The 11,939-nt window shown below is 62.7% G+C and carries 10 protein-coding genes and 1 pseudogene; all 11 read left to right on the top strand.

Going from position 1 to position 11,939, the window contains the following annotated elements; genetic code table 11:
• Positions 1–164 precede the first annotated feature (164 nt).
• Entirely contained in the window at positions 165–674 is a 510-nt protein-coding gene (locus DIE21_RS38000) for a LysR substrate-binding domain-containing protein (protein ID WP_260432568.1), read from the top strand.
• A gap of 130 nt (positions 675–804) precedes the next feature.
• Positions 805–1,173: pseudogene (locus tag DIE21_RS37995) on the top strand (aldehyde dehydrogenase family protein); the annotation flags it as partial.
• A gap of 530 nt (positions 1,174–1,703) precedes the next feature.
• A complete protein-coding gene (gene oxc, locus DIE21_RS31025; RefSeq protein WP_124501257.1) occupies positions 1,704–3,449 on the top strand; it encodes an oxalyl-CoA decarboxylase in 1,746 nt (581 codons plus the stop codon).
• 31 nt (positions 3,450–3,480) lie between these two features.
• On the top strand, positions 3,481–4,731 hold the full coding sequence (gene frc, locus DIE21_RS31020; RefSeq protein ID WP_124501256.1) for a formyl-CoA transferase: 1,251 nt from the start codon (positions 3,481–3,483) through the stop codon (positions 4,729–4,731).
• A gap of 149 nt (positions 4,732–4,880) precedes the next feature.
• Positions 4,881–5,189: a hypothetical protein gene (locus DIE21_RS31015; protein WP_260432567.1), complete on the top strand. Its 309-nt coding sequence runs from the start codon at positions 4,881–4,883 to the stop codon at positions 5,187–5,189.
• A gap of 91 nt (positions 5,190–5,280) precedes the next feature.
• Complete coding sequence (locus DIE21_RS31010; RefSeq protein WP_124501255.1) at positions 5,281–5,481, top strand: hypothetical protein; 201 nt, start codon at positions 5,281–5,283, stop codon at positions 5,479–5,481.
• A gap of 229 nt (positions 5,482–5,710) precedes the next feature.
• Entirely contained in the window at positions 5,711–6,490 is a 780-nt protein-coding gene (locus DIE21_RS31005) for a fumarylacetoacetate hydrolase family protein (protein ID WP_124501254.1), read from the top strand.
• A 1-nt stretch (position 6,491) separates the two neighbouring features.
• Positions 6,492–8,087 (top strand): Re/Si-specific NAD(P)(+) transhydrogenase subunit alpha, encoded by a 1,596-nt coding sequence (locus DIE21_RS31000; RefSeq protein WP_124501253.1) that lies wholly within the window; start codon positions 6,492–6,494, stop codon positions 8,085–8,087.
• A gap of 1 nt (position 8,088) precedes the next feature.
• Complete coding sequence (locus DIE21_RS30995) at positions 8,089–9,480, top strand: NAD(P)(+) transhydrogenase (Re/Si-specific) subunit beta (protein ID WP_124501252.1); 1,392 nt, start codon at positions 8,089–8,091, stop codon at positions 9,478–9,480.
• A 117-nt stretch (positions 9,481–9,597) separates the two neighbouring features.
• Positions 9,598–11,010, top strand: a complete 1,413-nt coding sequence (gene pyk, locus DIE21_RS30990) for a pyruvate kinase (RefSeq protein ID WP_124501251.1) — start codon at positions 9,598–9,600, stop codon at positions 11,008–11,010.
• A 440-nt stretch (positions 11,011–11,450) separates the two neighbouring features.
• Complete coding sequence (locus DIE21_RS30985; protein ID WP_124501250.1) at positions 11,451–11,939, top strand: NAD(P)H-dependent oxidoreductase subunit E; 489 nt, start codon at positions 11,451–11,453, stop codon at positions 11,937–11,939.

Here is an 11,939-nt window from a genome sequence, read left to right as displayed (position 1 = left end):
CGTCTTCGCGTGCGATTCCATGCTCTCGTCGGGCCGGTTGCCCGAGTGGCTTACGCGTTGCGCTGCGGCTTTCCCAGGTCTGATCGTCACCGCGAAGGAACAGCTGCAACACGCGGTACCCGCCTCTGTCGAGCAGGACGCAGTCGATTTCGGTGTCCTGTGCGATGCAAACTTCGCAGGCACCGACGCCGCTTTGTGCCGTATTGCCGCATGCGCATCCGCTCACATCCGGTGCCGCGCTGTGCTGGGACGCGTTGCGCGACACGCCGCTCGTCACGCTCAACGCAGAAGCCGGCACGCGCAATGTGACGGAACGCACGCTCAATACGTATCGCGTCGGCACGCAACGCACCAACGAGTGCGCGCATGTCGCCACCGCATTGCGCATGATCGAACTGGGCCTCGGCATCGGTGTGCTGCCCATCGACACACGTGCGTCGACTCTGCCGTCGTCGCTCGTTGCACGTCCGCTCGTGCCGGAAGTATCGGTGACGACCATGCTCGTGCGCCGCCGCCACCGCTCGCTGCGTCCCAATGCCGACGCTGTGTGGACGCTGCTTGCCGACGGGAATTCTCGGGACCCGCGCGGCGGCGCGCGCCAGACGCAACGCGGCACCCGCAACCCGATACGACGGGAAGCAGCAGACGAACCGATGCCGCTCGTCCCCCGATGACGACGCATTGATGCGAGCGTCGTAAGCGCGGACAGGCGCGGTTTTGCCAACGGTTCGAGATGAACGATAGCGCCATTCGCAATGTGTATGCGATGGACACTGATGCGATCTCAGACGACATGACCTCCTTATCGACGGAACGCGGCGAGCGCCCGGCACGGGCGAATACTCTGGCATGCTCAATACCGCCACGGAAGAACCGATTGAGATCGTCGCGCTGGAACTGCGGAGCGGCATACGCACTGCGGAGCATGGACTCATCCTGATGCGATTTTCCGAATTTTTGCGCAAGTGCCGGGGTGCAATCGTAGCGCTCGAGCGTCTCGACGCAGGCAAGCCCCTTGCTGCCGCCAATCGCCGGACGTGCCCGCCGCCATCGGCACGCTCGCCCACTACGCGGGCTGGTGCGACAAGATCAACGGCCAAGTGGTGCTCGTGCATCCCGATGCGCTCACCGACACGATGCGCAAGCCACGTTTTCGTGGTCGGCGCGATTGTCGAACTTCGGATTCGGCGAGCAGGGCGCCGCGTTCCCCGACAACCACGTCCTCACTGGCGTCATGGCGGCAATCATCCCCGGCGCCATGACGCCTGCCCCCGCGGTTCGAGAGCGGGCAGTTTGCATGGAACGGGAATGGAAGGCCTGGCTCCGAGCTGCCCAACGCGGACAGGCTGAACAGTTGCGCCGTGTTCGTGGCTGCGCTGTCCGGTCCACATGCACCTACAGCACGGTCCTTCCACGAATCTTTCTGATATGCAATATACGATATATAAAACGCAAAATCGCGTACCAACTGCGATCTGCCGAAGGGGGATGGGGCAGAGCGACTGCGGGACGCATCCGATATCTCTCGTCCACATGCACCACATCGAAGCCCTCCCTGAACTGGCTCCGCAACAGCGACGCGACCCACGCGGCGGGACCCCCGCGTGGGCTCCCCAGACCCGGCCAAAAATATCTGTTGACACATTCAATATGTGATATATCATATACCAGAAGCGCCACCATTTGCCCCCAGGAGACATGACATGGCAGAAGTCGTTGGGACCATTCCAGTGGAAACCCGCCCGGCACAAGAAGCCGCATCGATGACCGATGGATTCCATCTCATCATCGACGCGTTGAAGATGAACGACATCGAGACGATCTACGGTTTGCCAGGCATTCCGATCACCGATCTCGCACGGCTCGCGCAGGCCGAAGGCCTGCGCGTGATCAGCTTTCGTCATGAGCAGAACGCAGGCCACGCCGCTGCGGCCGCGGGTTACCTGACGCAGAAGCCCGGGGTGTGCCTGACCGTCTCGGCCCCCGGCTTCCTCAACGGCCTTACGGCGCTGGCCAATGCGACGACGAACTGTTTCCCGATGATTCTCATCAGTGGCTCGAGCGAACGCGAGATCGTCGATTTGCAGCAGGGCGACTATGAGGAGATGGATCAGCTCAACATCGCGAAGCCGCACGCGAAGGCGGCGTTCCGTGTGCTGCACGTGGAGGACATCGGCATCGGGATCGCGCGCGCGATCCGCGCGGCGGTGTCGGGCCGCCCCGGCGGTGTCTATCTCGATCTGCCGGCCAAGCTGCTGTCGCAGGCGATGGAAACCGAGAAGGCGCGCCGCTCGCTGGTGCGTGTGATCGACGCGGCGCCACGCCAGCTGCCCGCACCGGATTCGGTGCAGCGTGCGCTCGAAGTGCTGAAGCGCGCAAAGCGTCCGCTCATCCTGCTCGGCAAGGGGGCGGCATATTCGCGCGCCGACGGCGAAATCCGCGCACTCGTCGAGAAAACGGGTATTCCGTTCCTGCCGATGTCGATGGCGAAGGGCCTGCTGCCCGACACGCATCCGCAGTCGGCCGCTGCCGCGCGCTCGTATGTGCTCGCCGAGTGCGACACAGTGCTACTCATCGGCGCGCGCCTCAACTGGCTGCTCGCTCACGGCAAGGGCAAAACCTGGGGCGGCACGCCGAAGCAAATCGTGCAGATCGACATCTCGCCGACCGAGATGGACAGCAACGTACAGATCGCGGCCCCCGTCGTCGGGGATATCCACTCATGCGTGAAGGCGCTCCTCGACGGTGTCGCGACCGGCTTTCCGAAACCGAGCGATGAATGGCTCGAGGCTGTCGCCGGGCGAAGGAACAAGAACCTCGCGAAGATGGCAGAGACGCTCGCGAAGAACCCGTCGCCGATGAGCTTCCACAGTGCGCTGCGAGTGTTGCGCGACATCGTGAAGGCGAACCCGTCGATGACGGTCGTCAACGAAGGCGCGAACACGCTCGACTACGGCCGCGCCGTGATCGACATGTACGAACCACGCAAGCGTCTCGATTGCGGGACGTGGGGAATCATGGGTATCGGCATGGGTTTTGCGGTCGCCGCGGCGGTCGAGACCGGCAAGCCGGTGCTCGCGATCGAGGGCGATAGCGCGTTCGGCTTCTGCGGCATGGAGATCGAGACGATCTGCCGCTATAACCTGCCCGTCTGTACAGTCATCTTCAACAATAACGGCGTCTATCGCGGCACGGACGTTAACCCGTCGGGGGGCGCCGACGTCGCGCCGACGGTGTTCGTCAAGGGTGCGCGCTACGACAAGATGATGGAGGCCTTCGGTGGCATCGGCCATCACGTCACGACGCCGGAGGAGCTCGAAAAGGCAGTGACGGAGGCGATCCGATCGGGCAAGCCGACCCTTGTCAATGCGGTCATTGACGAAGCAGCCGGCACTGAAAGCGGCCGCCTGACGAATCTCAATCCCCAAAGCGCGGCGATGAAGAAGTAATCCATCCGGGTAACCTATCAGGAGAAAAGACGTGAGCAATCCCCTCGACGGCATCAAGATCATCGATTTCACGCACGTGCAGGCGGGCCCAGCGTGCACGCAGCTTCTGGCCTGGTTCGGCGCCGATGTGATCAAGGTCGAACGCCCTGGCTCGGGCGACGTGACGCGCAATCAGTTGCGCGACATTCCGGAAGCCGACGCGCTGTACTTCACGATGCTCAACAGTAACAAGCGCTCGCTGAGCCTCAACACGAAAACGCAGGAGGGCAAGGAGGTACTCGAAAAGCTGATCCGCGAGTCGGACGTGCTCGTCGAGAACTTCGGCCCCGGCGCGCTCGACAGAATGGGTTTCTCGTGGGAGCGCATCAGTGAGCTGAACCCGAAGATGATTGTTGCGTCGGTCAAGGGCTTCAGCGACGGGCACCACTACTCGGACCTGAAGGTCTACGAGAACGTCGCGCAGTGCGCGGGCGGCGCCGCATCGACGACGGGTTTCTGGGACGGTCCGCCGACCGTGAGCGCGGCCGCCCTCGGCGACAGCAACACCGGCATGCACCTCGCGATCGGCATCCTGACTGCGTTGATCGGCCGCGACAAGACGGGTAGGGGCCAGAAGGTTGCCGTGTCGATGCAGGATGCGGTGCTGAACCTCTGCCGTGTGAAGCTGCGCGATCAGCAGCGCCTCGACCGCGTCGGCCATCTGGAGGAGTATCCGCAGTACCCGCACGGCACGTTCAGCGATGTCGTGCCGCGCGGCGGCAACGCGGGCGGAGGCGGCCAGCCGGGCTGGGTGCTCAAGTGCAAGGGTTGGGAGAGTGATCCGAACGCCTATATCTACTTCACCGTGCAGGACCATGCATGGGAGCCGATCTGTCGCGCGATCGGCAAGCCGGAGTGGATCGACGATCCCGCGTACAACACTCCACGCGCACGCCAGCCGCACATCTTCGACATCTTCAAGACGATCGAGGACTGGCTCGCGAACAAGACCAAGTTCGAGGCCGTCGATATCCTGCGAAAGTTCGACATTCCGTGCTCGCCCGTGCTCAGTATGAAGGAGCTCGCCGCGGACGAGTCGCTGCGCAAGAGCGGCTCGATTGTCGAGGTCGATCATCCGGTGCGCGGCAAGTACCTGACGGTCGGCAGTCCGATCAAGTTCTCCGATCTGAAGCCGGAAATCACGTCGTCGCCGCTACTCGGCGAGCATACGGAGGATATCCTGCTCGGCCTCGGCTATAGCAAGGAGCAGATCTTCCAGATGCGCGAGACGAAGACGGTCTGATCGTCCGCCCGCCCGCCGCTTGACTTCGCGGCGGGCGACATCGCAGGCGCCGGCGAATTGATTCGCGACAAACAAGCCGCTTTCAGGGCGTGCGGAGCTTACGCAAGAGGCTTACCGAACCGGAGGCTCGCGTCGGGGGCCGATGCCGCGTGCTGCAGTGGAGCACGCGCGGCGCGGCGACCGACGAGAGATCAAGCGAAAGAAGGGGACGTGCGATGCATGTAGAGTTCCTGGGAACATATCGGTTCAAATTGTTTGCGATGCAGCTCATCGAGAACGGCGGATGGACCGCGTATGCGGCGGTCCGCGGCGCCGAAGACGAAGGCGGGACGCAGATGAGCCCGCTGCCGTATCGGCGCGTCGACGACGACGCCGCGTTCGAGAGCGAGGCCGCGGCACTTGCCGCCGCGCGGCGCGTTGCAGTCGCACTCGTGCGATTGGGCAACGCTTCGTCCTAGTCGCTACGATCTTTTCTCACGAGTCAGTATTCGTAAAATACATAGCAGTGCATATCAAATTGAGGCGGCCGAATCAAGGAGGCTGACCCACATGACAGGACGGCGCGCCGGAGCGGACGCGGCCATGATGCAGACAAACAAGGTGGGGAGGCAGGAAGTGATCGAGACATTGAATAGTGTGCGCACCATCGATTTCGTACATGTGCTGTCCGGCGCGTATTGCGCGCAGCATCTGCCCTGGTTCGGCGTGAATGTGATCACGGTAGAACGGACCGGCGCGGGCAATGTTTGAGCCTCACCCGCTGGCCTGCAGAACTCGGCCCCACTCCGCGAAGCGCTGCTCGCCGGGCATACCGACGAGGTCGTGATAGCGCTCGGGTTCACGCCCGAAGACGTTGAGCATTTTCGGGTGCCTGGCGCGAAATGACCGTATGCGGAGTGGTCATCGCCTTTGCAGGGCTCGAACACGCTGTATGCGAATTCCATTCTCAATCAATGATTCATACATCCAGGAGACCCCGATGACATCGTGGATACGCTTTCAGGCGGCGAACGGAAGCGTCGGCTTCGGCTTGCTCGAAGACGACTGCGTCGCCGAGTATCGAGGCGACATGTTCGGCGATGCCGAACCGACCGGTGCGTGCCACCCATTGGATGACGTCACGAGGTTGAGCCCGTGCATTCCGAGCAAGGTCATCGCATTGTGGAATAACTTCTACGCACTCGCCGCAAAGCTCGACAAGGCGCCGCCAACTCATCCGCTCTTTCTTATCAAGCCACCGATGTCCGTGATCGGGCCTGGCGAGCAGATTAGACGCCCTGCCAATTATCACGGCAAGGTTGCTTACGAGGGCGAACTCGGGATCGTGATAGGAACGCGCTGTAGCAACGTGTCCGTCGAAGAGGCCGAGCAATACATCTTCGGCTACACGTGCATCAACGACGTCACGGCGATCGAACTCTTGAACGAGGATCCCAACTTCGCGCAATGGTGTCGCGCGAAAGGCTTCGACACGTTCAGTTGCATCGGACCCACGATTCGATGCGACTTCGACTGGCGCGCTGCGAGGGTGACGACGCACGTCGACGATACCGAGCGGCAGAACTATCGGCTCGACGACATGATATTTTCGCCGGCCCAGCAGGTCAGCATGCTTTCGCATGACATGACGCTCATGCCCGGCGACGTCATCGCATGTGGAACGTCGTTAGGCGTCGGGTCCATCAAGGACGGCTCGACCGTGACGGTGTCGATCGATGAGATCGGCTCGCTCTCGAATGTCCTTTCCGCGAGAGGATGAGATGGCAACAACGATTGCAGTGCCGCGCGAGGTGCATGCAGGGGAACGCCGCGTCGCGGCGACGCCTCAATCGGTCGGCCAATTGATCAAGCTCGGGTATGCCGTGAACGTCGAGGCAGGCGCGGGTGCCGCCGCGTCGTTCGATGACGACGCCTATCGTGCGGCAGGCGCGCAGATTGTCGCCGATTCGCGCGCGTTATGGGCTGGCGCCGATGTCGTCATCAAAGTGCGTCCGCCCGAGTTTCATCCTGCGCTTGCCGTCGATGAGGCGACGCTCGTCAAACCGGGCGCCACGCTAATCGGCTTCATCTGGCCAGCACAGAATCCCGCCTTGCTCGAGCAGCTCGCCGCTCGTGGCACGAACGTGCTGGCGATCGATTGCGTACCGCGCATCTCGCGCGCGCAAAAGCTCGATGCGCTGAGCTCGATGGCGAACATGGCCGGCTATCGCGCCGTCATCGAGGCCGCAAATCACTTCGGGCGCTTGTTTACCGGACAGATCACCGCGGCCGGAAAGATGCCGCCGGCGAAAGTGATGGTGATCGGTGCGGGCGTCGCAGGACTCGCCGCAATCGGCGCCGCGCGAGGGCTTGGCGCTATCGTGCGTGCGTTTGATACGCGACCCGACGTCGAGGAGCAGGTGAAAAGCATGGGCGCGGAATTCCTCACGGTCGATTTCGAGGAGGAAGGCAGCGGCAGCGGCGGCTACGCGAAGCAAATGAGTGCGCGCTACATCGAAGCGGAAATGTTGCTCTTTGCCGAGCAGGCGAAGGAAATCGACATCATCGTGACGACGGCGCTGATTCCCGGCAAGCCGGCACCGAAGCTCATTACGGCCGAGATGGTGGCTTCGATGCGCTCCGGCAGCGTGATCGTCGACATGGCGTCCGAGCAGGGCGGAAACTGCGAACTGACAAGACCTGGCGAAGTGGTTTCGGCGGGGGGCGTGACGATTATCGGCTACACCGATCTGCCGAGCCGCATGGCGACCCAGTCGAGCCAGCTCTATGCAACCAACATCCGTCATCTGCTGACCGATCTCACGCCCGGGAAAGACGGTGTTCTGCAAATCAACATCGATGACGATGTCATGCGCGGCGTGACCGTTGTCAACCGTGGGGCGATCACGTGGCCGCCACCCGCGCCGAAGCAGCCCGCGATTGCGGCACATGTGCCGCAGCCGTCGAAGCAGGCCGCGAATCAGGAGAAGGCGCGCGGACGCGAGGATTCGAACCGCGGGCCCGGCGTGGGCAAATTTGCGCTCGTCGTCGTCGCTGCCATCGCATTGCTTGCGTTGGGCGCCGTCGCGCCTCCACCGTTCGTTGCGCATCTGACCGTCTTCGTGCTGGCCGTGTTCGTCGGGTACCAGGTGGTCTGGAATGTCACGCCCGCGCTGCACACGCCGTTGATGAGCGTGACGAACGCGATCAGCGGCATCATCGTCATCGGCGCGTTGCTCCAGCTTGGAATCTCAAAGCCGCTCGTTACGACGCTTGGCGGCGTTGCGCTCTTTATGGCGTCGATTAACATCGCAGGCGGATTTCTCGTCACGCAGCGAATGCTGAAAATGTTCCAGCGTGATCAATCGGGAGAATGAAATGTTGAACGGAATCGGCAGCGTTGCGTATCTCGGAGCGAGTACGCTGTTCGTCCTGAGCTTGCGCGGACTCAGTCATCCGCTCACGGCGCGCCGCGGCAATCTATACGGCATGTTCGGCATGTTGATCGCGGTAGCGGCGACGCTCTTGATCGCACCGGCTGTCAGTCTCGAGATCGTGCTCGTCTCATCCGCGGCGGGCGCGGCACTCGGTGCGCTGCTCGCCCGGCGTGTGGAGATGACGCAGATGCCTCAGCTAGTCGCGATCCTGCACAGCTTCGTGGGGCTCGCGGCCGTGATCACGGCCGTGAACAGCTATCTGGCGCCCGTCGCGGGACTCGATAGCGTGCAACGCACGATCCATGAGTGCGAGATATATCTCGGCGCGTTGATCGGGATGGTGACATTCGCGGGCTCGATCGTCGCTTGTCTGAAGCTGCAGGGCACGATCGGCGGCAAGCCGCTTGTCTTGCCGGGGCGTCACTTGATCAATATCGTCGTCGTTGCGCTTTGTGTCGTGCTCGGCTACCGCTTCTTGAGCGCGTCTTCGGGTGACGCCAGACTATTCGCACTCTTGACGATGATCGTTCTCGCCATGGCGCTTGGCGTGCATCTGGTGATGGCAATTGGCGGGGCGGACATGCCCGTCGTCGTCTCGATGCTGAACAGCTACTCGGGATGGGCCGCCGCGGCAACGGGCTTCATGCTCGACAACGATCTGCTGATTACGACGGGGGCGCTCGTCGGGTCAAGTGGCGCGATCCTGAGCTACATCATGTGCCGTGCGATGAACCGCAGCTTCTTGTCCGTCATTCTTGGCGGGTTCGGCGCATCGAGCGGCGCTGGCGTGGCGCAAGTCGAGGGGGAGATTGTGTCGGCGAGCGTCGACGAAGTCGGCGCCATGCTGCGCGACGCGTCGGACGTCATCATCGTGCCCGGCTACGGCATGGCTGTCGCGCAGGCGCAAGCGACGATCAGCGAAATCACGCGCAAGCTGCAGGCGTCGGGTGTGCGTGTGCGCTTCGGCATTCATCCTGTCGCCGGCCGGCTGCCGGGGCACATGAACGTGCTGTTGGCTGAAGCGAAGGTGCCGTATGACATCGTGCTCGAGATGGATGAAATCAATGACGATTTTGCTGGTGCGGACGTCGCACTCGTGATCGGTGCGAACGACATCGTCAATCCCGGCGCACTCGAGGATCCGACCAGCCCGATTGCCGGAATGCCGGTGCTTGAAGTGTGGAAGGCTCGCACGGTGATCGTATCCAAGCGCAGCATGGCCACCGGCTATGCCGGCGTGGAAAACCCGCTGTTCTATAAGGAAAACACACGGATGCTGTTCGGCGACGCGAAAGGAAGCGTCGACGCGCTGCTCAAGCAACTGGATGCTTGAGCGGCAGCGCGATGGCAATGGCGCTCCGTTGTCGCTGAGTCCCGGGGGCGCGGCGTGGCCGGTTGGGTGCGCCGCCAGATGTGTTGCCAACCATTCATTTCATACGAGTGATCGATCATGCTCCGTAGTCGTAAAGCCAAGATTGTTGCCACGCTGGGCCCCGCAACTTCCGATCTGCAAACGGTTACGAAGCTGTTTCGGGCCGGCGTGGATGTGTTCCGCCTGAATTTCAGCCACGGCTCGCACGAGGATCATCGGCGACGCCATGAGCTCGTGCGTGAGGTCGAGCGTGCGACGGGCAGACCCATTTCGGTGCTGGCCGATATGCAAGGGCCGAAACTGCGCGTTGGCACGTTCGCTGCCGGCAAGGTTACGCTCGCAGCGGGCAGCCGCTTCGCGCTCGATCGCAACCCGGCCCACGGTGACGTCGGCCGCGTTCACTTGCCTCATCCTGAACTGTTCGAAGTGGTTGCGGCGGGACAGTCGCTTCTTCTCGACGACGGCAAACTGCGACTGGAAGTGATCGACAACGACGGCGAGTGCATCAGCACGTGCGTGACACACGGCGGCGTCTTGTCGGATCGCAAGGGCGTGAACGTGCCCGACACACTATTGCCGATTCCCGTGCTGACCCGGAAAGACCGGGTCGATCTGGAATTTGCGTTGTCGCTCGGCGCCGACTGGATTGCGCTGTCGTTCGTGCAGCAGCCGGAAGACCTGATCGATGCGCGTGCGCTCATCGGCGAGCGTGCGGGACTCATGGTCAAGCTCGAGAAGCCCGCTGCGCTGGATCGGCTCGACGAGATCGTGAGCGCGGCTGATGCCGTGATGGTCGCGCGCGGCGACCTCGGCGTCGAGCTTCCCCCGGAGCGCGTGCCCGGCGTGCAGAAGCGCATTCTTCGCTCATGCCGCAGTCGTGGCAAGCCCGTGATCATAGCGACGCAGATGCTCGAATCGATGATATCTGCGCCGGTACCCACGCGTGCCGAGGCATCTGACGTTGCGACGGCGATCTACGACGGCGCGGATGCCGTCATGCTGTCCGCGGAATCGGCCAGCGGCGGTTATCCCGTCGAGGCCGTCGAGATAATGGACCGGATCATCCAGGAGGTGGAGCGTGATCCCCTTTATCGGAGCCTGCTCGACGCACAGCACGAACTTCCTCTGCATACGCCCGGGGACGCGATCTGTGCGGCCCTTCGGGATGTCGCGCAGACAATCTCCGCGGTTGCCACGGTTACCTATACGACTTCCGGGCACACCAGCCTGCGGGCTGCTCGGCAGCGCCCGAGCGCCCCGATTCTGAGCATCACGCCGAAGCTGTCGACGGCGCGGCGGCTTGCGTTGGCGTGGGGCGTGCACTCCACGGTCAGCCCTGACGTCGAAACCGTCGACGAGATCGTGAGTGCCGCGTGCGGCATCGCTATGGGACAGGGCTTGGCCAGTTCCGGCGATCAGGTGGCTATCGTTGCCGGCATGCCCTTTGGCGAGCCGGGCAGCACTAACATGTTGCGGATTGCGAGAGTGTGACGCTCTGTAGCGGACTGCTCCGTCGGCACGTCGCCCCAGGGGGGCCACCGATGAAGTGCAAGACGATTTCGCCATTGCGGTATTCGAACGTATAAAGGATATCTAACCGACACGATAAATATTATTAACTTTTATTAATGGATGGTATCGAGCACCATGTTTTACATCGTGCATGTCGATCTCCGGATGCGCTTGAGTGAGTGTGTTGCCCGGATAGGGCAACGGGTAGGGCAGAGCTTGTGTTGAGCAAGCGAATAAATCAACAGACGGAGACAGAAAACGTGACGCAACCCTACGCGGCCTTCAGCGGCTATACGTCTAGGCGGCATAACCGTTGGGTCCAGCTGGCTTGAGGGCGGCCGAAAGCGCGCTCGCGTATGGATCGCGGTGTCCGATAGGTAAGCGAAGTTTTTCCGAGGCCTGCTCCGCAGGAGAAGATCATGGTCCATCTCGATGCGTTGATTGAACGGCACGTCAGTTGCGGCCGCTCGCTCGTGGCGATCCTGCACGCGATCCAGGACGATGCGGGTTACGTGCCGCCGGGCTGCGTCGCGCCGCTCGCCAGGGCACTCAACCTGTCGCGTGCGGAAGTGCACGGCGTGCTCACTTACTACCATCACTTCCGCACCGCGCCGCCCGCCCGTGTGACGATCCAGATGTGTCGCGCCGAAGCGTGCCGCAGCATGGGCTGCGAAGCGCTGGCCGCGCATGCGGAAGCCCGTACGGGTTGCCGGTTCGACGCGGCGCACGGCGACGTCGCGGATACGCATGCGCCCGGTGACGTCGCGCTCGAATCGGTCTACTGCCTCGGGCTGTGCGCACAATCGCCATCGATGACGGTCAACGGCGTGTTGCACGCCAAGGTCACGCCGGAGAAGTTCGACGCCCTGCTCGCCGACGCGGCCGCCCACACCCCGGAGGCCGCATGA

This window comes from Burkholderia sp. Bp9140 (assembly GCF_003853425.1).
Taxonomy (GTDB): domain Bacteria; phylum Pseudomonadota; class Gammaproteobacteria; order Burkholderiales; family Burkholderiaceae; genus Burkholderia.
This window is presented reverse-complemented; position numbering and strand designations above follow the sequence as displayed.